Origin of the sequence: Nocardioides mangrovicus, from assembly GCF_003674065.1 — a bacterium.
GTDB lineage: Bacteria > Actinomycetota > Actinomycetes > Propionibacteriales > Nocardioidaceae > Marmoricola > Marmoricola mangrovicus.
Map to the genome: position 1 here is coordinate 946,691 of NZ_RDBE01000010.1, position 21,811 is coordinate 968,501.

Sequence of the window (21,811 nt, forward strand, 5' to 3'; positions counted from 1 at the left end):
CTCGCGCGCGGATTAGTCCTCGCCGCGACGATGCTCAGGATCCCTGTACGTTCGCCCTCGTGACCGAGGTGAGCACGCGCGCTGGTCGGGTCCGGGGGAGCGACGAGGGCGAGGTGGCGGTCTTCCGCGGCATCCCGTTCGCCCGGAGGCCCACCGGAGAGCTCCGCTTCCAGCGCCCGGTGCCCTGCGAGCCGTGGGACGACGTGCTCGACACGACGAGCTTCGGCCCGCCGCCCCCGCAGTCGCAGCAGATGGGGCCGGCCCCCGACGACGACGCCGACCGCAGCTGGCTCACCGCGAACGTCTGGACCACCGACGTCACCGGTCGGCGGCCGGTGCTGGTCTACGTCTACGGCGGCGCCTACCGGTCCGGCCACGCGGGCGACCCGGCCTATGACGGCACGCTGCTGGCCACCGAGGGCGAGGTCGTGGTGGTCACGTTCAACCACCGCGTCGGCGCCGAGGGCTACGCGCAGATCGAGGGTGCGCCGGCCAACCGCGGGCTGCTGGACTGCCTCGCCGCGCTGGCGTGGGTGCGCGACAACATCGAGTCCTTCGGCGGCGACCCGGCGCAGGTGAGCGTGTTCGGCGAGTCCGCCGGAGCCGGTGCCATCGCCTCGCTGCTGGCGATGCCGCAGGCGCACGGTCTGTTCGGTCGGGCCGTGCTGCAGAGCATCCCCGGCACCTTCTTCTCGGCCGAGCTGGCCGCCGACATCGCGACCACCGTCGCCGGTTCGATGGGCCGAACGGCCACGGCCGAGGACCTGGCCGAGGTGGCGCCGGCCGACCTGGTGGCCGCCTTCGACGCGCTGGTGATGCCGCCGCACGCCGCCCGGTGGGGCAACATCGCGTTCACTCCCACCCCGTTCTCACCCGTGGTCGACGGCGAGGTGCTGCCGGTGACGCCGTGGCAGGCGGTGCGCGACGGCTCGGCCCGCGACGTGGAGATCCTCGTCGGCCACAACCGCGACGAGTTCCGGCTCTTCGTGATGCTCGGCGGCCTGCTGGGCAACGTCACGCCCGAGCTGGAGGCGCAGACCCTCGCGCTCTTCTCACCCGACCCCGCGGGCTTCGCCTCCGTCGAGCCGGACGCGCTGACGGGCCGGCTCTTCGAGCTGGTGCAGTCCGACTGGCTGTTCCGGATGCCGTCGCTCCGGCTCGCCCAGGAGCAGAGCCGGGCAGGCGGCCGCGTGCACCTTTACGAGCTCACCTGGGCCGCCCCGGCCGCACCGCTGGGCGCCTGCCACGCCCTCGACGTGCCGCTGGTGTGGGGCTCGCTGAGCTCCGGCTTCGCGACGATGCTCATCGGCGACCCGGTGCCCGACGAGGCGGTGGAGCTCTCCCGTGAGCTGCGGGGCCGCTGGACCGCCTTCGCCCGCACCGGCGATCCCGGCTGGCCGGTCTACGACGACGACGCGCAGCAGTGCCTGGTCATCGACGTCGAGAGCAGCGTCGAGCGATACCCCGAGCAGGCGAGCGCGGCGTACTGGGCCGGTCACGAGTTCGCGGCGCTGCCCTTGCTGAACGACTCCACATCCGAGCGGCCGGGCTGACCTCGAGCGTCACATCTCCTCGTGGGTGTCGGGGTCGCCGCCGAAGAGCCGGCCCTCGGTGCGTCCCAGGGCGGTGATGGCGGCGACCTCGTCGTCGCTGAGCTCGAAGCCGTCGAGGTCGAGGTTCTGCCGCTGCCGCTCGGGGGTGGCCGACTTCGGGATGGGCAGGCTGCCCAGCTGCAGGTGCCAGCGCAGGATCACCTGGCCCGGCGTGACGTCGTGCGACCGGGCGGCGTCGGCCACGGGCGGCTCGTCGAAGGGGGCCTGCCGCTTGCCCAGCGGGCTCCAGGCCTCGGTCCGGATGCCCAGCTCGGCGTGGGCTGCGCGCAGCTCGACCTGGGGGAAGTAGGGGTGCATCTCGATCTGGTTGACCGCCGGCGTGACCCCGCTGGCCTCGATGATGCGCGCCAGGTGGGCGGCGGTGAAGTTCGAGACGCCGATGGAGCGCACCTCGCCCGCCGCCTGGGCGTCGACCAGCGCCTGCCAGGCCTCGACGTACCGGCCGACGCTCGGGTTGGGCCAGTGGATGAGGTGCAGGTCGGTCCGCTCGACGCCGAGCCGCTCGAGCGAGCCGCGGATCGAGGCGCGGGCGTCGTCGTAGGCGTGGTGGCGCCCGGGGATCTTGGTGGTCACCAGGATCTCCTCGCGCGGCACGCCGCTGGCCCGCATCGCCTCGCCGACGACCTCCTCGTTCTCGTAGTTGACCGCGGAGTCCAGCAGCCGGTAGCCCACCTGCAGCGCGGAGACGATCTCGTCGGCGCTCTTCAGCGGGTACGTGCCGAAGCCGACGTCGGGAAGGGAGGTGCCGTCGTTGAGGGAGTAGGTCACCGGGCCAACGTAGCGATGAGTTCGCAGGCGAGCCGAGGTCGGTCGAGGTGAGAGCACCCGATGCGAAGGAGCGACGATGCGACCCCTCGTGGTCACGCAGAACATGTCCCTGGACGGCTCGATCGAGTTCCTGGGGGACTGGTTCGACCCCAGCGACTCCGATGAGCAGCTGGCGGCGCAGATGCGTGAGTTCACCGCGCGCGAGGAGGCGATGCTGTTGGGCCGGCAGACCTTCGAGGACTTCCGCGGCTACTGGCCGCAGCAGACCGACGACACCACCGGCACCGCCGAGGCCCTCGACCGGGTGCAGAAGTACGTCGTGTCGGCGACGCTGGGCGACCCGGAGTGGCAGAACTCGACGGTCCTCGGCGCCGACTGGCTCGAACGGGTGCGCGAGCTCAAGGCCGGCGGTGACGGTGAGATCTGCCTGACCGGGAGCATCCGGCTGTGTCACGCGGTGCTCGAGGCCGGTCTGGTCGACGAGATCCGGCTGGTGATCTACCCGGTCGTGCAGGGTCGCGGCCGCCGGCTGTTCCCCGACGGCTACGAGACCTCAGCCCTGCGACCGCTGGAGTCGCGCGTCTTCGACAACGGGGTCGTCCTGCTGCGCCACGCGGTCGGCTGACCGCGCCGGCCAGGCCGCCGCCGCGGCCATCGGCACGAAGGGCAGCAGCGGCAGGCTGTAGCGCCAGATGAACTCCAGGCTGAGGATCGGCAGCAGCGTGAGACCCACGCCGAGCGCCAGCGTCAGCAGCACCAGCGGCACGTTGCGGCGCCGGCGCACCAGGCCGGCCAGGGCGGTCAGCACCAAGGCGCCGACCAGCGGGCCCCACAGGTAGACCACGTGCTGGTAGCCGGCCATGACGTCGGCGACGGGCTGGCGCGGTCGCAGTTGTGGCGCCCCGTGGTCGGTGTAGGCCTGGCGGGAGCGGGCGCTGAGGTCGTGATGGGCGTAGGTCGAGAGCAGCCACTTGTGGGCGGTGTCGTACTCGTAGGCGTCGCCGCGCGTCGGTGAGAGGAGCAGTGCGGCGTCGCGCAGCACGGTGCGGGCGTAGTCGCCGGGCTGGGCGCGGATGGCTCGCAGCGCGAAGTCGCGGAACACCTGGTCGCGCGTCATGCCCGCCGGCACCTCGATCCCGGCGTAGGCGTCGGGGCTGTGCCATCCGTAGTCGGTCGGGTCGAGCCGCTGGCCCAGCGGCTCGTCGGGGCACAGGGTGCGCTCGTAGGTGGGCAGGTCCGTGAGCTGTCTGCAGTCCACGAACGTCGTGGTGCGCATGTAGAGCGAGCGACCCGAGACCTCCGAGATCGCCCACCGGTCGTGGTAGGCGTGGAACCACGTCGCGTACCCGGCCAGCGGCGCCACGAACGCCACCACCAGCACCGCCGAGGTGAGCAGTCGGCGCCGCCAGCCCGCGGCGGCCAATAGGCAGAAGAGCACGGCCGCGAGCACGGTCGGCTCGCCGGCCACGCGCACCACCGTCGCCAGCCCCAGCAGCAGCCCCGCGGCGGCCGCCGCGCCCGGCCCCGGTCGTCGCCGACGTGCGAGCACCGCCACCGCGAGCACCAGCACGAAGACGAAGACGGTGTCGCTGAGCACCGACTGCTCCAGGGCCAGCTGCATGCCGTCGAGGAGAACCGGTAGGGCGGCCAGCGTCGCCGTGCGCGCGCTGACCTCCCATCGCCGCAGCACCGCGTAGACCAGGACGCCCTCGATCAGGCCCAGTACGTGCTGCAGCAGCACCACCAGCACGATCGGCGAGGCCAACCGGGAGAGCGCCTCGAGCACGGCGCTGTAGCCCACGGGCCGCGCGAGCCACGGCAGGCCGTAGTCGAGCCAGCCCAGGTAGGTCGGGCCGTCGCTGAAGACCAGGCCGGGCCAGAAGCCGATCGTCACGAGCACTCGCACGAGCGCCCCGACCAGCAGGGCCACGAGGAAGAGCCGGTGCCGGCGCACGTCTGCACCGTAACCGGCTTCCCTAGGCTGGGCCTCGTGCTGCGCAAGCTCCTCACCTACGCGGGCGGCTCCCTGGTCGCCACCGGGTGCAGCGCGCTCGCGCTGGCGCTGTTCTACGGCGTGCTGCACCTCTCACCGGGATTCTCCTCGGTGCTGGCCTGGCTGGCCGGCGCGGTGCCCAACTACTGGCTCAACCGCGCCTGGACCTGGCAGCGGCGCGACCGCCCCGACGTCCGGCGCGAGGTGGTGCCCTACGTCGTCATCGTGCTGCTCACGCTCGCTCTCTCGGCGCTGTGCACCCACGTTGCCGACTCCTGGCTGCGGGCGCACGGCACATCGGCCGCCGCGCGGGTGGGGCTGGTCGACGTCGTGTTCGTGGCGGTGTTCGTCGTGATGTCGCTGCTGCGCTTCGTGCTGCTGGACCGGCTGTTCTCCCGCTTGCCCGGGCAGGAGAAGGTGTCGGCATGAGCGCGTTCGAGCAGGCCACCGGCCGGTCGCTGGAGGACCCCTCCGGCGCCAACCAGGTGCGCTACCGCGCCTTCCAGCTCTCGCTCATCGCGCCGCACGTGGGGTCCTCGCTGCTCGAGGTCGGCTCGGGGCTCGGCGAGTTCGCCTCCCAGTTCGCGGGCCGCGGGCTGGAGCGCCACGTCGTCACCGACGTCGACGCCGGTGCCGTCGCCTCGATGGCCGACCGGTTCGCCGAGCGCCCCGAGGTCACCGCGCGCGTGCTCGACCTCGCCGCCGCGCTGCCCGAGGACCTGACCGTGAGCACCGCCCTGGCCATCAACGTCCTCGAGCACATCGAGGACGACGCCGGCGCCCTGCGGCGACTGGCCACCCTGGTCGAGCCCGGCGGGACGGTGGTGATGTGGGTGCCCGGCTACGAGCGGCTCTACGGCGACTTCGACCGCGCCGTCGGTCACGTGCGCCGCTACACCCCCACCACCCTGCGCGCCGCCTTCGTCGGCGCGGGCCTCGACCCGGTCGACGTCCGCCCGGTCAACTTCCTCGGCGCCTTCGCCTGGTACGCCGCCGTCCGCCGCGGCGGCGTCGGCGCCCCCAACCCCCGCCTGGTGCGGATCTACGACCGGTTCGTGGTGCCGGTGACCCGCGGCATCGAGCGGGTCGTCACCCCGCCGTTCGGGCAGTCGGTGCTCGGGGTGGCGCGGGTGCCGTGAGCGGCGGGGGTTTTGCCGGGCACCCGGCAAAACCCCGGGAAATCGGCCTCAGAAACGGTCGCTGGGACGAGTTTCGGTAGCTCGCCGTCCGATTCGCCGGGCCTCGTCCGGTCGTGGGCGACCCGCCAGCCGGGCCCAGGCCAGCGCCGCGGCCATGGGGACCAGCACGAAGGCGGGGAGCACGTAGCGCCAGGTGAACTGGGCCGTCACGTCGGGGATCACCACCAGGCCCATCCCGAGGGCGGCGAGGACGAAGCCCAGCGAGCGGCCCACGCCGGGGTTGCGCGACCACCGGCTCGGCCACAGCGTCGCGATCGCGACCAGCGCCAGCAGGGCCAGCAGCACCGGGCCGGGCAGGTAGACCCAGCCGCCGTAGGTCCACAAGAAGCCCGACCACGGCTGCTTCGCCGTCAGCAGTCGGCCGCCGTGCTCGCGGTAGGCGGGGCCGGTGTAGTCGGTGGGCAGCCACGCCCGGTAGCCGTCGAACATCCACTTGCGCGAGGTGGAGTACTCGTAGTCGTCCCACCGGTGCCAGGCAAACGTCATCTTCACGTCGCGCCACACGATGGCCCGGTACGTCTGCGGCTGAGCGGCGATCGCGCGGCGGGCGAAGTCACCGAACACCTGGTTCAGCGTCATGCCCTTCGGCGGCTCCAGGCCGTGGGTGTTGTCGGGGTCGTGCCAGCCGTAGAAGGTCGGGTCGTAGCGCTGCCCGACCGGGGTCGTCGGGCACAGTCGCTGCTCGTACTCGGGCACCACGAACCGCGAGCAGTCGACGAACCCGGTCGTGCGCATGTACTTCGCCCGGCCGCCGGACTCCGAGAGCGCGTAGACGCCGTGAACCGAGTGGTACCAGGCGGCGTAGCCCAGCAGCGGCACCACGAAGGCCACGCACACCGCGAGCGTGGTCAACAGCTTCATCCGCCAGCCGGCCGCCAGCACGAGGCACAGCACGACCGCACCGAGGATCACCGGACCGCCGGCGATCTTCGTCAGCGCCGCGGCGCCCAGCGCCAGCCCGGCCAGCGCCGCGGCCGGTACACGTGGCGAGCGGCGCCAGGCCAGGATGGCGACGGCCACGAGCAGCAGCAGGTCGAAGACCACGTCGGCCAGCACCGAGTGCTCGAGCACCAGCTGCATCCCGTCGAAGAGCACCGGCAGCACGCCGAGGGTCGCCACGACCGGCCCGACGCCCCACCGGCGCAGCAACGCGTAGCCGATCACGGCGGTCAGCAGGCCCAGCACGTGCTGGACGACGGCGACGAACCACACCTGGTCGGTGACCCACAGCAGCACCTTGAGCACCACGGCGTAGCCCACCACCCGCTCCTGGGAGGGTGCCAGATGCTCGGAGAGGTCCAGGTACGTCGGTCCGTCGCTGTAGACGAAGGCCGGGAAGAACCCCAGCATCACCACCACGCGGACGGCGATCCCCAGCAGCACCGCGACGCCGAACACCCCATGACGCCGGACCACGGTCAGGACTCTCCCACGGGACGCGGGCAGCCCTCCCGCCACCAGGTGCCCAGCACGACCCCGGCGTAGCGACGCCCGTAGACCAGGTTGCGGCCCTTCTTCGTGGTGCCGGCGCTGCGCGCGTGCATCGTGCCGGGCACCTCCAGCACCCGGAAGCCGTGGGAGATGGTGCCGATCAAGAGCTCCGAGGACTGGTATTGCGGCTGGTTCAGCGTCACGGCCGCGGTCACCTCGGCCCGCATCGCCCGCAGCCCGAAGGAGGTGTCGGTGAGCCAGCGCCCGGTGAGCAGGCTGACGATGCCGGCGAAGACGTAGACGCCGAGCCGGCGGAGCCGGTCCTGCACCGGCTGGTGGCCCAGCCGCCGCGAGCCGGTGACGAAGTCGGCCCGGTCGTCCAGGATCGGCTGCAGCACGGCCGGCATGTCGGCCACGTCGTACTGGCCGTCGGCGTCGGTGGTGATGACGTAGGACGCGCCGTGCTCGCGCGCCACCCGGTAGCCCAGTCGCAGCGCGGCGCCCTGACCGCGGTTGGTGCCGCAGCGGACGACGTGCACGCCGGCGTCCTCGGCCACCTCCGCGGTGCGGTCGGGGCTGCCGTCGTCGACCACGACCACGCTGGTGGCCAGTCCGCAGACCTCCCGCGGCAGCACCGGCAGCACCCCCGGCAGTCCGTGCTCCTCCGCGTAGGCGGCGATCACGATGGCCACCGGCGCCAGCGCCGGGGTCTCGTAGCGCGCGTCGAACTCCGCCAGCGCCGCGCGGTCGACGTCGTCCTCCTGGAGCCGCAGCGTGGCTCGACCACGGCGACCGCGCAGCAACGCGGTGAGCCCGAAGGCGCCGGCAACGGGCCACCAGAGCACCGCGAGAGGGAGGTCGAGCGCGGCGCCGGCGATGCCCGCCAGCACGAGGACCCCGCCCAGGTTGTGAAGCGCGGCGGCCTGTCTGGCTCGCCCCACTCTCGCCGCCGCCAGAACGGCCAGAGCCACGGCCGCCCACTCCCACGTCGGCTCCCGGTCGGCCAGCGCCGGCACCAGGAGCACGAGCACGCTGGGCACGGCGCTGAGCACGACCAGCCATCGCCACACGCCGAGACGGAGGCCGAGGTACACGGCACCGATCGCCGTCACCGCCGCCAGCGCCTGCGTCACGGGGCGAAGTCCGCCCAGGCCTCCCGCATGCCCTCGTCGAGGTCCACCTGCGCGGTCCAGCCCCGCGAGGCCGCCAGCGAGGCGTCGACGACGACCGCGGGCATCTCACCCGGCTTGGGCGGGACGTGCGTGGCGGGGATCTCGCGACCCGACGCGCGGCGGGCGGCGTCGGCGATGTCGAGCACCGAGTACGACGCGCCGCTGCCGACGATCACCGGGCCGCTGGGCCAGCCGGTGACGGCCAGTGTCATCGCGCGGGCGATGTCGCGCACGTGCACGAGGTCGCGCACCTGGGTGCCGTCGCCGTAGATCTCGACACCACTGCCGGCCGCCGCCGCCTTGAGCAGCCGCGGCACGAAGGAGTCCTTGTGCTGCATGCCGGGACCGTAGACGTTGGAGAAGCGCAGCGCCGGCGTGCGCAGGCCGTAGGCGCCCGAGTAGCCCGCCATCAGCATCTCGCCGGCGGCCTTCGTCGCGCCGTACGGCGTGAGCGGCGCGAGTGGCAGGTCCTCGGTGATGACGCCGCTCACCGCGCCGACGACGGCGTTGGTGGAGGCCAGGGCGAACGTGCCGACGCCGCGCTCACGGCACAGCTCGAGCAGTGCGGCGGTGAGGTCGACGTTGGTGCGGTGCACGAACGCCGGTCGCTCCATCGACCCCAGCACCGACGTCTCGGCCGCGAGGTGCACGACGCCGTCGAGGTCGGGCGTGACCGCCGCCTCGCGCACCGCGGGCTCGAGCAGGTCACCGGTGATGTCGGACGGCTCGAGGTCGGCGACGACCACCTCGTGGCCGTCCGCGCGCAACGTCGCCACCACGTGGTGCCCGACGAAGCCGGCACCACCCGTGACCAGCAGCCTCACCGGGGCGCGGCGTTGGCCGAGGTGCGCCAGTTGATGCCGGAGGCGGCGAGCAGGTCGGTGTTCACCCGGCCCCGGTGCTGCTCGATGACGCCGTACATCTGCTCCAGCAGCGTGTCGCCGAGGTAGTGGGGCTGCAGGCCCAGCGACTCCAGCGCGGTGTGGACGAACTTGTAGTAGTGGTCCTCGATCTCCACCCGCGGGTTGTCCACGTGCTCGATCTCGGCGCCACCGGGGAAGGAGTTGGCCACCAGCTTGGCCAGCTCGTCGAGGCTGAACTGCTCGGTGGCCTGGTTGAAGACCCGGAACTCCCCGGCGTCGGCCGGGTTCTCGCACGCGATCTCGATGCAGCGCACGGTGTCGCGGATGTCGAGGTAGGCGCGGGTCTGGGTGCCGTTGCCGTAGACCGAGAGCGGCAGCCCGAGCACGGCCTGGATGGCGAACCGGTTGAGCACGGTGCCGAACACAGCGTCGTAGTCCAGCCGGGTGGCCAGTCGCGGGTCGAGGACGGTCTGCTCGGTTTCCTGGCCGTAGACGACGCCCTGGTTCAGGTCGGTGACGCGCAGCCCCCAGATCCGGCAGCCGAACTCCAGGTTGTGGGAGTCGTGGACCTTGGAGAGGTGGTAGAAGGAGCCGGGCTTCTTCGGGAACAGCACCCGGTCCTTGCGGCCCTTGTGCTCGACCTCGAGCCAGCCCTCCTCGATGTCGATGTTGGGCTGGCCGTACTCGCCCATTGTGCCGAGCTTGACGATGTGGATGTCGCGGTCGACCTCGCCGACGGCGTACATCAGGTTCAGCGTGCCCACGACGTTGTTGGTCTGGGTGTAGACCGCGTGCTTGCGGTCGATCATCGAGTAGGGGGCGGCCCGCTGCTCGGCGAAGTGCACCACCGCGTCGGGGCGGAAGCCGCTCACCGCGGCATAGCAGAAGTCGGCGTCGCACAGGTCGCCGAACCACAGCTCGATCTCCCGGCCGCTGACCTCGCGCCACGCGCGGACCCGTTCGTGCAGCGACACGATCGGCACCAGGCTGCCCGAGCCCAGTTCCTCGTCGTACTGCCGGCGTACCGCGTTGTCGAGCACGGCCACGTCGTGACCTTGCGCCGAGAGGTACATGGCGGTGGGCCACCCCAGGTAGCCGTCCCCGCCCAGCACCATGATCCGCATGTCGCACCCTTCGTCGCTCGTCTAGTGCCCGACGCTGCGGAGCATAGCCAGGACGGTTGTCAACAACCTGAACAGCGGGTGTGGAGGGCCGTCGTTGACAGTGGTGCTGTCACGAACGACGATCGGCGACGTGTACCCCGGTGCGCAGCTGCCCGAACTCGCCGACAAGCCTGCGATCGTCATGGCCGACACCGGGCGGACGGTCAGCTACGCCGAGCTCGAGGACAGGTCGGTCCGGCTCGCTCACGTGCTCCGCGACGCGGGCCTGCGCCCCGGCGACGGGGTCGCGCTGCTCTCGCCCAACGACCCGCTCTACTACGACTGCTACTGGGCGGCCCTGCGCAGCGGCCTCTACCTCACCGCGGTCAGCACCTATCTCGCGGTCGAGGAGCAGCTCTACATCCTCGGCGACTGCGAGGCGCGGGTGCTGGTGGTGCACGCCGACCTGGCCGAGCGCGCCCAGGAGATCCGTGCGGCGGTCGCCGAGCAGGCGCCCCACCTGGAGCTGTTCTTGTCCTACGGGGGCCGCGTCGAGGGCTTCGACGACCTCGACGACGCGCTCGCGGCGGCGTCGGCAGAACCGCTCGCCGACCAGCCGGCCGGCACCGACATGCTCTACTCCTCGGGCACCACCGGCCGGCCGAAGGCGATCCGCGCACCGCTGCCGGCGCGGCAGATCTCCGAGCCCGGCGACCTGCTGCTCGCGGTGTTCGCCCCGACGTACGGCTTCGACGCCGACACGGTCTACCTCTCCCCGGCGCCGCTCTACCACGCCGCACCGCTGCGGTTCTGCGGCCTCGTGCACATGGTCGGCGGCACCGTGGTGATCATGCCGCGCTTCGAGCCCGAGCAGGGGCTGGCCGCGATCGAGCGGCACCGGGCCACGCACAGCCAGTGGGTGCCGACGATGTTCGTGCGGATGCTCAAGCTGCCCGACGACGTCCGCGGCCGCTACGACGTCTCCTCGCTGCGGGTGGCGATCCACGCCGCCGCCCCGTGCCCGGTGGAGGTCAAGCAGCAGATGATCGAGTGGTGGGGGCCGATCCTGCACGAGTACTACTCCGCCACCGAGGCTGCCGGCGTCACCCTCATCGGGCCCGAGGACTGGCTGGGGCACCCGGGCTCGGTCGGCCGGGCCGGGCTGGGGGTGATCCACGTGTGCGACGAGGCCGATCCCGACCAGCCCGACCTGCCGGTCGGCGAGGACGGGCTGGTCTACTTCGAGCGCGACGCCATGCCGTTCGAGTACCTCCACGACCCGGCGAAGACGGCCTCCGCCCAGCACCCGCACCACGACAACTGGGCCACCACCGGCGACATCGGTCACGTCGACGACGAGGGCTACCTCTACCTCACCGACCGGCGGGCCTTCATGATCATCAGCGGCGGGGTGAACATCTACCCCCAGGAGATCGAGAACGCCCTCGCCCTGCATCCGAAGGTGCTCGACGTGGCCGTCATCGGCGTGCCGGACGCCGAGATGGGCGAGCAGGTGAAGGCCGTGGTGCAGCCGGCGCCCGGGCACGAGCCGGGTCCCGCGCTGGCCGCCGAGCTCACCGAGTTCGTGCGCGGGCGGATCGCGCACTACAAGGCGCCGCGCTCGGTCGACTTCGTCGAGGAGCTGCCGCGCACGCCCACCGGCAAGCTGCTCAAGCGAGAGGTGAGGGCGAGGTACCCCAGATGAGCGGACCGAGGAGGGTGGACGTCGACAGCGTCGGCGGCACGCGGATCGCGGCCTACCGCTGGGACCCCGACGGCGACCCCGTCGCCGCCGTGCAGGTCTCCCACGGCATGGGCGAGCACGCGCAGCGGTACGCCCCGCTGGCCGAGGTGCTCACCCGCCACGGCTACGTGGTCTACGCCCAGGACCACCGCGGGCACGGCGCGAGCATCGTCGACGGCGTGGAGGCGGGTGTCATCGGAGCCGACGGCTGGACCGAGCTGGTGCGCGACATCGACCGGTTGCGCGACCGCATCGAGGACGCCCACCCGGGACTGCCCGTGGCGCACCTGGGCCACAGCATGGGCTCGTTCGCCGCCCAGCAGGACGTCCTCGACCACAGCCGCGACCTCAGCGCGCTGCTGCTCACCGGCACCGCTGCCATCGACCTGCTCGAACCGGCCCTCGACCTCGACCAGCCGCTGGACCTCACCGCGTTCAACGCCCCCTTCGCCCCCGCCCGCACCGACTACGACTGGCTCAGCCGCGACGAGCACCAGGTCGACCTCTACGTCGAGGACCCGCTGTGCGGCTTCGGGCTCGACACCGACGCCGGGAGGCAGATGTTCACCGCAGCCCGCGAGGTGGCGGACCCGGCGAGGCTCGCCGAGATCCGCGGCGATCTGCCGGTCTACATCGCCGTCGGCGAGCTGGACCCGGTCAACGCCCAGCTGACGGTGGTACGCCCGCTGGTCGAGCGGCTGGAGGCGGCCGGGTTGGAGGACGTCACCTTCGTGACCTACCCCGAGGCCCGTCACGAGATCTTCAACGAGACCAACCGGTCCGAGGTGGTCGCCGGCATCGTGGCCTGGCTCGGCGACCGGCTGACCTGATCGGTTGAGCCGATCGGTTGGGCTGGCCGGCCGCTGATCGGGCGGTAGCGCCGGGCCGACATACTCACCCCATGTCCGACGTCTCGACCGACCAGGTCCCCGAGCCCGGCCAGTTCGTCCGCTACCTCGGGCTCGAGCTCACCGAGGTCTCCGGCGACCAGGTGGTCGGCACCTGGCAGGCCGGCGCACCCCTCCACCAGCCGTACGGCATCGTGCACGGCGGCGCCCACTGCAGCGTCGTGGAGACGCTGGCCAGCTACGGCGCGGCGGTGTGGTTCGGCGACCGGGGCCAGGTCGTCGGCGTCAGCAACACCACCGACTTCTACCGGGCGGTGCGCGAGGGCACGCTGACGTCGCGGGCCACGCCGGTCCACCGCGGTCGCAGCCAGCAGGTGTGGATCGTCGAGACCCACGACGCCGAGGACCGGCTGGTCGCGCGAGGTCAGGTCAGGCTGCAGAACCTGCCCGCCGACACGATGTAGCCGACCCGGTCAGCCGACGCTGACGGTGAGGTCGTCCGAGGCGGTCGGGGCGTACTGCTCGGTGTAGCCGGTGAGCGCGCCGAACCGGTAGCTGCCGCTGATCGGCGGGACGTAGCTGATGCTGGCCGAGCCCGTGGCGTCCAGCGGGCTGACGTCGACCGTCGTCCAGCTCATCCCGTTCCACAGCTGCAGCATCGCGTGGGCCCCGGCCAGTGCCGCGGGAGCGGCGATGGTGAAGGTGAGCGTGCTGCCGACGCCGGCCGAGCGCTGGTCGACGCTGAGCCGCACGTGCGCCTCGAGGTCGACGCGCACGGAGGACGAGGTCGTGCCACCGACGACGCCGGGCACGCCGTCGGTGGTGAGCTGGTAGCTGCCCGAGACCGTCGGCTGCAGCGTGGTGCTGAAGTGCCCGGCGGAGTCGGTGGTCGTGGTGGCGACGGGCACCCAGTCGCCGCCGGTCGAGTCCTGCCAGGTCACCGTGATCGTGGCGTTCGGCACGGGGGCGTAGTCCGAGGCCCGCTTGAACGTGCCGGCGCAGGGCAGCGGGGACCCCGGCTCGGCCGTGACGGCGTAGTCCATGGAGACGCCGTCGATGGTGAACGAGCCGGTGGGCTGCACGGAGAGGGCGAAGCTCTGCTGGGTGCGGCTGGTGCCGCCCTCGACGGTGGCCCAGTAGACCAGGGTGTGGTCGCCGGTGGTGGCCGGTGCGGTCCAGGTGCCGGAGACCCACTGGTCGGGCTTCCCGGTGACGGTGGGGTCGTCGAGGATGCTCACGCCGTCGACGGTCAGGTCGTAGCCGGTGACGCCGGCGTGCGCGAGCCGGGTGTGGGCGGTGGCGTGGAAGCGGATGGTCGCGGACTGGGAGACGTAGAGGTGGGTGCCGTCGGCCACGTCCTGCTCGGCGGGGAGGTAGGCGGTCAGCGTGCCCAGGTCGGCGCCGTCGGTGACGGTGCCGTCGGTGCGTGCCGTCGCGATGGTCGAGCCGTCGGCGGCCAGCGCGGTGAGCACCACGGCGACGTCGTCGTTCTTGGTCAGCCCCGCCGTGCCCCCGGCCACGGTGATGGTGCCGCTGGCCGCGCCGTCGGCGACGTCGGCGACGGTCGTGCCGTCGAAGGTCAGCACCAGGTGGGCGGTGCTGGTGCCCGACGGGTAGGTCAGCGCGTAGGGGAGCGCGACGCCGTCGGCGACGCTGCCCAGCACGGGGTGGCCCGAGGGCAGCCCGACGGCGGGGTCGACGCTCAGGCCGCCGCTCACCGGATCATCCCGGTGGCTTGGCGCGCGAGGTTCGGGAAGACCTGGCTGATGGAGACCTCCGGCACGCGCTTGGCCACGACGTCGGCCAGCAGCTGGCGGTACTCGGTGGTGACCTGCAGGTCGCCCGCGGCGAGGTTGCCGGTGTCCAGGCCCGGCCACGACGCGTGGTAACCGCCGCTGACGTCGGCTCCCACCGCCATCATCACGTTGCCCCAGCCGTGGTCGAGCCCGGAGGAGGAGTTCTGCTCCAACCGGCGACCGAACTCGCTGGTGGTGACCAGGGTGACGTTGTCGGCCTTGCTCCCCAGGTCGGTGAAGAAGGCAGCGACGCTGGCGGCCACGTCGTGGAGCTGGGTGTAGAAGCTGCCCGAGGTCGCGCCGATGTCGACGTGGTGGTCGAAGGCGCCGTAGTCCACGGCCACGACCCGTACGCCGATCTGGCCCTTGATGACGCGGGCGGTGTCGGCCATCGTGCGGCCCAGGTCGGTGGCCGGGTAGCCGGCGCTGGTGGAGGTCAGGGTGTCGTCGGGCAGCGCGGTGAGGATGCCCGCCCCGTTGACGGCGTCGCGCACGGAGGTCGGGAAGGCGTCGGTCGAGCTGCCCCACATGGTCTGGATCTGGGCCATGCGGCGCTGGGTGCCGTCGGAGTCCGACGTGGACACCCCGGGCACGGCCACGTCGTTGAGACCGGAGATCGTGGTGATCGGGAGGTCGCCGGCCAGCGACTCCGGCAGGTCGCCGGAGATGCCGATGGCGGCGAACTGGTCGGAGATGCCCGTCAGCCCGATCATCCGGTTGACCCAGCCGCGGCGCACGCTGCTGCCGGGGTCGGCGTCGCCGACCGCCTCGGCGGCGTCGAAGTGCGAGCGGTTGGGGGTGCCGAGGCCGGCGGCGTGCAGCATGCCGACCTTGCCCTTGTTCCACAGGCTCATCAAGGGCGCCATGGCGGGGTTGAGCCCGAAGTGACCGTCGGTGGCCAGCAGCGCGCCCTGCGGCACGGCGATGCCCGGCCGAGCCTCGTAGTACTGCGGGTCGGCGTAGGGAACGACCCACGACATGCCGTCGATGCCCCCGCCGAGGTTGAGGATGACGACGGTGTCGCCGGGCGTCGCGTCGGCGGCGTAGGCCATCTCGCGGAACGCGCCACCGAAGACCGAGGTCGCGACGATGCCGCCGACGGCCGCCGTCGAGCCGGCCAGGAAGCCCCGCCGGCTGGCGCGGTAGCGCGCGCCCTCGGCGCAGCAGGAGTCCTCGAACTGGTCCATCGGCGTCAGCGGTTCAGCAGGGTGGGAGTGTCGAGCAGGCTGACCAGCAGGCGCTGGAAGCCGGAGCCTGCCACGGTCGAGGAGGCCGTCACCGTGGTCGAGTTGGACAGGCCGGTCGCGGCGCACGCCGCGGCGACCTGGACGTCGTCGGCCGGCAGGCCGAGCAGGGTGCGGCACAGGTGGTCGACCCACTGGTCGAAGCGCATCGAGCTGCGCGGCAGCAGGCTGCTGACGCTCGGACGGTCGGAGTCGTCACCCACCAGCCCGGAGTCGGGGTCGGCGATCTGCCAGTGCCAGCGCAGCATGGCGGTGGCGCGCACCGAGGTGCTCCAGGCGGCGGCCACGTCGGGGAACCCGTCGGGCGTGGCGCGCGAGAACAGCGGCTGGCCGGCGGCGCGGGGCAGCGAGGCCAGGTTCAGGAACGAGGTGTGGCTGTCGACGCCGATCGCCGGCAGCGGCGGCACCGTGACGCCGGTGGCACGCAGCGTCGCCACGCAGTCCTCCGCGGGCGTGCGCAGCTTCTGGCCGGCCGCGCGCAGGAACTCGGGGCTGCGGGCCAGCGCGCGGAGCACCGGGGCGATCTGGGTGTCGTTGTTGAGGTAGGTCTGCGCCAGCTGCGCCACCAGTGAGTCCGAGGGCGAGTCGCTGACGAAGCGCACCGCGAGCTTGCGGCACACGTACGAGGCGGTGTTGGGGTGGTGCGCCAGGTAGGAGAGCAGCGAGCGGTACGCCGCGCGACCGTCGGGGTCGGAGTTGGGGTCGCTCCAGCCCATGGCGGAGACGGCACCGGTGGCGTGGTTGTCGGGCTCGTAGGAGACCGCCCACCGGTCGGTGGTCCAGCCGGTGAGCAGCTTGGACACGTCGTCGATGTCGTTCTCGGTGTAGCCGTTGCGCAGCCCCACCGTGTGCAGCTCGAACATCTCCCGGCCCTGGTTCTCGTTGGGGTGGGAGGCCTCGGAGTTGACCGTCGAGAGGTAGGTCAGCATCGCCGGGTGGGTCTCGGCCGCGATGAGCAGGTCCTCGAACCGGCCCAGGGCGTTCTGGCGCAGCGTGCGGCAGTAGTCGGCGTGGTAGTAGATCGTCGAGACGGTCGTGCACGGGATGTAGAAGTGGTTGGTCCAGAAGTCCTCCATCACCGCCTCGAGCTGGCGGGTGGAGAACGCGCGCCGGGCCACGGTGGCGGCGAAGTGCTGGCGCTGGACGTCGCTGGCGCTCTTGCGGTCGGTGTTGCCCGCGGCGGCCTGGTCCTGCGCCGGCAGGTAGAGGTCGGGCAGCGCGGCCAGCAGCTCGTCCATCACCGGGTCCGGGATGGTGTCGGGACGCAGCTGCTGCTCCAGCCAGCCCGAGGCGCCGTTACGGGCGCGCAGCCGGGTGAACTCGGCCTGGGTGAAGCCGAAGCTGAAGCGGCTGATGACGTGAAGCTCGGCCGCCGTGGGGACGGCGGTCGAGGCCCAGGAGAGCCGGCGGGCGGTGCTGGCGCTCGAGTCGGTGGTGCCGGTGTCGCCGGTCAGGGTCGTGACGATGCTGCTGGCGGGCGCGGAGACGACGTTGACGGTCTGGGCCGCGGCGGTGGCCAGCACGTGGCGCCGGTGCGGCTTCTTCTTCGTCGCGTGCTTCTTCTTGCCGCGACGTTCCTGGTCGGGCAGGCCTGCCGCGACGGCCGTCGCCGCCGGACGCTCGGCGGTGAGCGTGGCGCTGCGAGCGCGAACGATCATCGTGTCCATCCCCCGTTATGTCCCCCGAGCCGCCGGCAGACCCACGTCCCCCGTGGTGTGCGGCCTGTGGCCCAGGTTCATCCCCGTTGAGCCGAAGACTCGCCCCGGCCCGCCGCCGCCTGTCCGATATGTCCAAACGGTGACGTAGAGAAATGTACGTCGCCGATCGCGGCTCGTCACCCGAATCGGGCGGTTTTCCTCAAGTCGAGGCAAACCTTCGACAACGGGGCTCGTATCGGGGGTCGCCAGTGCACGCGTGGGACGAATGGGACGAAGAAACAAACAGGCTTGACTGTTTGTGACGGGGAGGCCAGGCTCGGCGGGTGACCACCACCCGCGTGCCCCAGGAGCAGCGCTCGCGGGCCACTCGGCGCCGGCTGCTGGAGGCCACCGTCGGTTGTCTGGTCGACCACGGCTATGCCGGCACCTCGACGACGCTGGTCTCCGAGCGGGCGGGGGTGAGCCGCGGCGCCCAGCTGCACCACTACCCGAGCAAGGCCGACCTCGTGCTCGCCGCGGTGCGCCACGTCAGCGAGCAGCGTGGGCTCGAGCTGCGCGAGGCCGCGGCCTCGTTGCCACAGGGTGCGGGGCGCACCCGCGCGGTGCTGGGCATGCTCGGCGACCACTTCACCAGTCCGGTCTTCGCTGCGGCACTGGAGCTGTGGGTGGCCGCGCGCAGCGACGAGCCGCTGCGGGGCGAGGTGGCGGAGCTGGAGCAGCAGCTGGGCCGAGACACGCATCGGATGACGGTCGAGCTGCTCGGCGCCGACGAGTCCCGCCCCGGCGAGCGCGAGCTGGTGCAGGCCACCTTGGACCTGGTGCGCGGGTTGGGGCTGGCCAACACGATCGGTGACGACTCCGCGCGGCGGGCTCGGGTGCTCGACCGGTGGGCCGAGGTGCTGGAGGCCGGCGTTGGCTGACCTGCTGGCGGCGGTCCTGCGCGACCTCGCCGCGGAAAGCGAGGTGCTCGACGCCCTGGTCGCGCCGCTGGACGTCGAGGCCTGGCGCAGTCCCACCCCGGCCGAGGGCTGGGACGTTGCGATGCAGATCGCCCACCTGGCCTGGACCGACACCGCGGCGATCGCGGCCGCCGGCGACGCCGACGCCTGGCAGGCGGTCGTGGCTGCCGCGCTGGCCGACCCGGACCAGGCCGTCGACACCGCGGCGCGCGCGGGGGCGGCCTCGCCGACGCTGCTGGCCGACTGGCGATCGGGCCGAGCCTCGCTGGCCGCGGCACTGCGAGCCGTGCCGCCCGGGCAGCGCATCTCGTGGTTCGGCCCGCCGATGAGCGCGACCTCGATGGCCACCGCGCGGTTCATGGAGACCTGGGCCCACGGCCAGGACGTCGCCGACGCGCTCGGCGTCGTCCGCGCGCCCACCGACCGGCTGCGCCACGTCGCCCACCTGGGCGTGCGCACCCGCGACTTCGCCTTCGCCAACCGCGGGCTTACCCCGCCGACCGAGGAGTTCTCGGTGACGCTGGTCTCGCCCTCGGAGGAGGTGTGGACCTGGGGTCCGCCCGAGGCCGCGCAGACGGTGACCGGCTCGGCGCTCGACTTCTGCCTCCTGGTCACCCAGCGCCGGGCCCGGGGCGACCTCGACGTCGTCGCGGTGGGAGCCGACGCCGACCGGTGGCTCGACGTCGCGCAGGCCTTCGCCGGACCACCCGGGAAGGGCCGCCACGGTGGTTGAGCAGCGAGCGCCAGCGAGCGCGGCGAAACCGATCCGCGTCGCGAACTGCTCGGGCTTCTACGGCGACCGGCTCTCGGCGATGCGCGAGATGCTCGACGGCGGCTCGCTCGACTACGTCACCGGCGACTACCTGGCCGAGCTGACGATGCTCATCCTCGGTCGCGACCGGCTCAAGGACCCCGCGCTGGGCTACGCCCGCACCTTCCTCACCCAGCTCGAGGACTGCCTGGTCGACGCCCTGGAGCGCCGCGTGCGGATCGTCAGCAACGCCGGCGGCCTCAACCCAATGGGCCTCGCCGCGCGCATCGCCGAGGTCGCCCGCCGTCTCGGCCTCTCGGCGCGGATCGCCTACGTCACGGGCGACGACGTCGTCGCGCACTTCCCCGACGCCCTCACCGCCAACGCCTACCTCGGCGCCGCCGGCATCGCCTCCGCGCTGGGTCAGGGCGCCGACGTCGTCGTGACGGGGCGGGTCACCGACGCCTCCCTCCTGGTCGGGCCGGCGGTGGCGACCTACGGCTGGCAGGCCTCGCAGTACGACGCACTGGCCGGTGCGGTGGTGGCCGGCCACGTGATCGAGTGCGGGGCGCAGGCCTGTGGCGGCAACTTCTCCGGCTTCGCCGACCTGCCTCGCTCCCGCCCGATCGGCTTCCCGATCGCCGAGGTCGCCGAGGACGGCTCGTCGGTCATCACCAAGCACGAAGGGACCGGGGGAGCGGTCACCGTCGACACCGTCACCGCCCAGCTGCTGTACGAGATCCAGGGCCCGACCTACCTCAACCCCGACGTGGCCGTCGACCTGACCTCGGTCCGGCTCACCCAGGACGGCCCCGACCGGGTGCGCATCCACGGCGTCCGGGGCAGCGAGCCGCCCCAGCGGTTGAAGGTCTCGGTGAACCGGCTGGGTGGTCACCGCAACAGCGTCGAGTTCGTCCTCACCGGGCTCGACGTCGCGCGGAAGGCGGCCTGGGTGCGCGAGCAGCTGGAGGCGCTGCTCGACCCGCGGCCGGCGCTGGTCGAGTGGACCCTGGACCGGCTGCCCGGGCCCGACGCCGAGACCGAGGAGGCGGCCTCGTGCCGGCTGCGGCTCACGGTGCAGGACCCCTCGGCCGAGGTGGTCGGCCGGCAGGTCTCCAGCGCGGCCGTCGAGCTCGCGCTGGCCTCCTACCCCGGGTTGAGCCTGACTGCGCCGCCCGGCCGCGGCGCGCCGTTCGGGGTCTACGAGGCGGGCTGGGTCGACCGGGCGGACGTCGGTGAGGAGGTGGGCTTCGGATGAGGGTTCCGCTGGGCACGTTCGTGCACGCCCGCAGCGGCGACAAGGGCGGCGACGCCAACGTCGGCCTGTGGGTGCGCCACGACGACGACCAGGGCGGGCAACGCGAGGAGCGGGTCGCCTGGCTGCTGCGGTTCGTGACCCCGGAGACGTTCCGGCTGCTGTGCCCGGAGGCGGCCGACCTCGAGGTCGAGGTGCACCCGCTGGCCAACCTCGGCGGCGTCAACGTCGTGGTCCACGGGCTGCTCGGCCTGGGCGTCGCGGCCTCCACCCGATTCGACCCGCAGGCCAAGGGACTGGGCGAGTGGCTGCGCTCGCGGCTGCTCGAGATCCCAGACGAGCTGCTGTGAACCTCCACGACGTGGCCGCGGAGTTCACCCGGCGCGAGGTCGTCCCCCACCTGCAGCGGTGGGAGGACGCCGGCGAGGTGCCGCGCTCGCTCCACCTGGCCGCCGCGAAGCAGGGTCTGCTCGGCGTCGCCTTCCCGGAGTCCGTCGGCGGGGGCGGCGGCACGCTGCTCGACGAGATCGACGTGCAGGAGGCGATGCTGTCCGCCGGCGCCTCGAGCGGGCTCCTGGCAGCGCTGTTCACCGGCGGCATCGCGCTGCCCCACATCGTCGCCTGCGGTGACGCGCACCTGGTCGACCGGTTCGTGCGGCCGGTGCTCGCCGGGGAGGCGATCGGCTCACTCGCGGTCACCGAGCCGGGCGGCGGCTCCGACGTCTCCGCGCTGCGCACCACCGCTCGTCGAGACGACGACGCGTGGGTCGTCGACGGCACCAAGACCTTCATCACCTCGGGCGTGCGCGCCGACTTCGCCACCACCGCCGTCCGCACCGGTGGCCCCGGTGCCGGCGGCATCTCGCTGCTGGTGGTGGAGAAGGGCGCGCCTGGGTTCACCGTCGATCGGGCGCTGACCAAGATGGGCTGGCACTGCTCCGACACCGCCGAGCTCGGCTACGCCGGCGTCCGGGTGCCGGTGGCGAACCTGGTGGGCGTCGAAGGCTCCGGGTTCGCGCAGATCGCGCAGCAGTTCGTCGTGGAGCGGGTCGCGCTGGCGGTGCACGCCTACGGCATCGCCGCCCGCTCGCTGGAGCTCACCGCGCAGTGGTGCCGCGAGCGGTCGACGTTCGGCCGGCCGCTCGCGGCCCGACAGGTGGTGCGCCACGACCTGGTGGAGATGCACCGACAGGTCGAGGTGGCCCGCACCTACACGCGCTCGGTCGCGGCGCGGCACGTCGACGGCGAGGCCGTGGTGGCCGAGGCGTGCCTGGCCAAGCAGACCGCCTGCGAGGCGGCGGCGTACGTGTGCGACCGGGCCGTGCAGCTGTTCGGCGGTGCCGGCTACCTGCACGGCAGCGAGGTGGAGCGGCACTACCGCGACGCCCGGAACGACGGTGGTTGAGCAGCGACC

21 protein-coding genes are annotated in these 21,811 nt (G+C 72.6%); 12 read left to right on the top strand and 9 right to left on the bottom strand.

Translation table 11 applies throughout. The features are described 5' to 3' along the window. Positions 1–59: 59 nt before the first annotated feature. Positions 60–1,553, top strand: a complete 1,494-nt coding sequence (locus tag D9V37_RS19090) for a carboxylesterase/lipase family protein (protein WP_232525017.1) — start codon at positions 60–62, stop codon at positions 1,551–1,553. A gap of 9 nt (positions 1,554–1,562) precedes the next feature. On the opposite strand, the gene D9V37_RS19095 is transcribed toward D9V37_RS19090, so the two are convergent. Continuing rightward, the gene (locus tag D9V37_RS19095) at positions 1,563–2,381 is read right to left on the bottom strand and encodes an aldo/keto reductase (protein ID WP_232525018.1); all 819 of its coding nucleotides are present in this window, start codon (positions 2,379–2,381) and stop codon (positions 1,563–1,565) included. Between the two features lie 76 nt (positions 2,382–2,457). Between D9V37_RS19095 and D9V37_RS19100 the strand changes: the two genes are divergently transcribed. Next, complete coding sequence (locus D9V37_RS19100) at positions 2,458–3,006, top strand: dihydrofolate reductase family protein (RefSeq protein ID WP_121807684.1); 549 nt, start codon at positions 2,458–2,460, stop codon at positions 3,004–3,006. Here D9V37_RS19100 and D9V37_RS19105 read toward each other — a convergent pair. Beyond that, positions 2,935–4,335 (bottom strand): phospholipid carrier-dependent glycosyltransferase, encoded by a 1,401-nt coding sequence (locus D9V37_RS19105; protein ID WP_158604523.1) that lies wholly within the window; start codon positions 4,333–4,335, stop codon positions 2,935–2,937. The genes D9V37_RS19100 and D9V37_RS19105 overlap by 72 nt on opposite strands. A gap of 36 nt (positions 4,336–4,371) precedes the next feature. Between D9V37_RS19105 and D9V37_RS20325 the strand changes: the two genes are divergently transcribed. Together D9V37_RS20325 and D9V37_RS19115 are read left to right on the top strand one after the other, a co-directional pair. Further along, on the top strand, positions 4,372–4,803 hold the full coding sequence (locus tag D9V37_RS20325; protein WP_158604524.1) for a GtrA family protein: 432 nt from the start codon (positions 4,372–4,374) through the stop codon (positions 4,801–4,803). After that, on the top strand, positions 4,800–5,513 hold the full coding sequence (locus D9V37_RS19115) for a class I SAM-dependent methyltransferase (protein ID WP_121807686.1): 714 nt from the start codon (positions 4,800–4,802) through the stop codon (positions 5,511–5,513). Before D9V37_RS20325 ends, D9V37_RS19115 begins: the two co-directional genes overlap by 4 nt. A gap of 48 nt (positions 5,514–5,561) precedes the next feature. Here the strand turns inward: D9V37_RS19115 and D9V37_RS19120 are convergent, their stop codons facing one another. Genes D9V37_RS19120 through D9V37_RS19135 form a run of 4 tightly spaced genes read right to left on the bottom strand, consistent with a single transcriptional unit; the run spans position 5,562 to position 10,163 of the window. After that, positions 5,562–6,989 (bottom strand): hypothetical protein, encoded by a 1,428-nt coding sequence (locus tag D9V37_RS19120; RefSeq protein WP_147456003.1) that lies wholly within the window; start codon positions 6,987–6,989, stop codon positions 5,562–5,564. A 2-nt stretch (positions 6,990–6,991) separates the two neighbouring features. Beyond that, on the bottom strand, positions 6,992–8,137 hold the full coding sequence (locus tag D9V37_RS19125) for a glycosyltransferase family 2 protein (protein ID WP_121807688.1): 1,146 nt from the start codon (positions 8,135–8,137) through the stop codon (positions 6,992–6,994). After that, positions 8,134–9,000 carry an NAD-dependent epimerase/dehydratase family protein gene (locus D9V37_RS19130; RefSeq protein WP_232525019.1) on the bottom strand — a complete coding sequence of 289 codons (867 nt, stop codon included), beginning with the start codon at positions 8,998–9,000 and terminating at the stop codon, positions 8,134–8,136. The genes D9V37_RS19125 and D9V37_RS19130 overlap by 4 nt, the downstream gene beginning before the upstream one ends. Next, on the bottom strand, positions 8,997–10,163 hold the full coding sequence (locus D9V37_RS19135; RefSeq protein ID WP_121807689.1) for an NAD-dependent epimerase/dehydratase family protein: 1,167 nt from the start codon (positions 10,161–10,163) through the stop codon (positions 8,997–8,999). Before D9V37_RS19135 ends, D9V37_RS19130 begins: the two co-directional genes overlap by 4 nt. 130 nt (positions 10,164–10,293) lie before the next feature. Here D9V37_RS19135 and D9V37_RS19140 point away from each other — a divergent pair, with 130 nt between their 5' ends. The 3 genes from D9V37_RS19140 (at position 10,294) to D9V37_RS19150 (ending at position 13,198) form a co-directional block, all read left to right on the top strand. Then, complete coding sequence (locus D9V37_RS19140; RefSeq protein ID WP_121807690.1) at positions 10,294–11,847, top strand: acyl-CoA synthetase; 1,554 nt, start codon at positions 10,294–10,296, stop codon at positions 11,845–11,847. Further along, entirely contained in the window at positions 11,844–12,716 is an 873-nt protein-coding gene (locus D9V37_RS19145; protein WP_121807691.1) for an alpha/beta fold hydrolase, read from the top strand. The genes D9V37_RS19140 and D9V37_RS19145 overlap by 4 nt, the downstream gene beginning before the upstream one ends. A 71-nt stretch (positions 12,717–12,787) precedes the next feature. Next, entirely contained in the window at positions 12,788–13,198 is a 411-nt protein-coding gene (locus tag D9V37_RS19150) for a PaaI family thioesterase (protein WP_121807692.1), read from the top strand. 9 nt (positions 13,199–13,207) lie between these two features. Here the strand turns inward: D9V37_RS19150 and D9V37_RS19155 are convergent, their stop codons facing one another. Genes D9V37_RS19155 through D9V37_RS19165 form a run of 3 tightly spaced genes read right to left on the bottom strand, consistent with a single transcriptional unit; the run spans position 13,208 to position 17,432 of the window. Next, positions 13,208–14,452 carry a transthyretin-like family protein gene (locus D9V37_RS19155; protein ID WP_121807693.1) on the bottom strand — a complete coding sequence of 415 codons (1,245 nt, stop codon included), beginning with the start codon at positions 14,450–14,452 and terminating at the stop codon, positions 13,208–13,210. Then, the gene (locus D9V37_RS19160; protein ID WP_121807694.1) at positions 14,449–15,717 is read right to left on the bottom strand and encodes a DUF1501 domain-containing protein; all 1,269 of its coding nucleotides are present in this window, start codon (positions 15,715–15,717) and stop codon (positions 14,449–14,451) included. The genes D9V37_RS19155 and D9V37_RS19160 overlap by 4 nt, the downstream gene beginning before the upstream one ends. Before the next feature lie 5 nt (positions 15,718–15,722). Then, positions 15,723–17,432 carry a DUF1800 domain-containing protein gene (locus tag D9V37_RS19165; protein ID WP_147456004.1) on the bottom strand — a complete coding sequence of 570 codons (1,710 nt, stop codon included), beginning with the start codon at positions 17,430–17,432 and terminating at the stop codon, positions 15,723–15,725. A 323-nt stretch (positions 17,433–17,755) separates the two neighbouring features. Between D9V37_RS19165 and D9V37_RS19170 the strand changes: the two genes are divergently transcribed. The 5 genes from D9V37_RS19170 to D9V37_RS19185 are packed head-to-tail and all read left to right on the top strand — an operon-like array spanning position 17,756 to position 21,802. Then, entirely contained in the window at positions 17,756–18,352 is a 597-nt protein-coding gene (locus tag D9V37_RS19170; protein WP_121807696.1) for a TetR/AcrR family transcriptional regulator, read from the top strand. Continuing rightward, the gene (locus D9V37_RS19175) at positions 18,345–19,124 is read left to right on the top strand and encodes a TIGR03084 family metal-binding protein (protein WP_121807697.1); all 780 of its coding nucleotides are present in this window, start codon (positions 18,345–18,347) and stop codon (positions 19,122–19,124) included. Before D9V37_RS19170 ends, D9V37_RS19175 begins: the two co-directional genes overlap by 8 nt. After that, entirely contained in the window at positions 19,117–20,400 is a 1,284-nt protein-coding gene (locus D9V37_RS19180; RefSeq protein ID WP_232525020.1) for an acyclic terpene utilization AtuA family protein, read from the top strand. The genes D9V37_RS19175 and D9V37_RS19180 overlap by 8 nt, the downstream gene beginning before the upstream one ends. Further along, entirely contained in the window at positions 20,397–20,747 is a 351-nt protein-coding gene (locus D9V37_RS20815; RefSeq protein WP_232525021.1) for an AtuA-related protein, read from the top strand. The genes D9V37_RS19180 and D9V37_RS20815 overlap by 4 nt, the downstream gene beginning before the upstream one ends. Beyond that, entirely contained in the window at positions 20,744–21,802 is a 1,059-nt protein-coding gene (locus D9V37_RS19185) for an acyl-CoA dehydrogenase family protein (protein WP_121807698.1), read from the top strand. Before D9V37_RS20815 ends, D9V37_RS19185 begins: the two co-directional genes overlap by 4 nt. Positions 21,803–21,811: the final 9 nt, after the last annotated feature.

Bases quoted from the DNA above. Each gene is read 5' to 3' on its own strand.
- D9V37_RS19100 (WP_121807684.1), top strand. From the start codon at position 2,458: ATGCGACCCCTCGTGGTCACGCAGAACATGTCCCTGGACGGCTCGATC.
- D9V37_RS19115 (WP_121807686.1), top strand. From the start codon at position 4,800: ATGAGCGCGTTCGAGCAGGCCACCGGCCGGTCGCTGGAGGACCCCTCC.
- D9V37_RS19135 (WP_121807689.1), bottom strand. From the start codon at position 10,163: ATGCGGATCATGGTGCTGGGCGGGGACGGCTACCTGGGGTGGCCCACC.
- D9V37_RS19145 (WP_121807691.1), top strand. From the start codon at position 11,844: ATGAGCGGACCGAGGAGGGTGGACGTCGACAGCGTCGGCGGCACGCGG.
- D9V37_RS19150 (WP_121807692.1), top strand. From the start codon at position 12,788: ATGTCCGACGTCTCGACCGACCAGGTCCCCGAGCCCGGCCAGTTCGTC.
- D9V37_RS19160 (WP_121807694.1), bottom strand. From the start codon at position 15,717: ATGGACCAGTTCGAGGACTCCTGCTGCGCCGAGGGCGCGCGCTACCGC.
- D9V37_RS19165 (WP_147456004.1), bottom strand. From the start codon at position 17,432: ATGATCGTTCGCGCTCGCAGCGCCACGCTCACCGCCGAGCGTCCGGCG.
- D9V37_RS20815 (WP_232525021.1), top strand. From the start codon at position 20,397: ATGAGGGTTCCGCTGGGCACGTTCGTGCACGCCCGCAGCGGCGACAAG.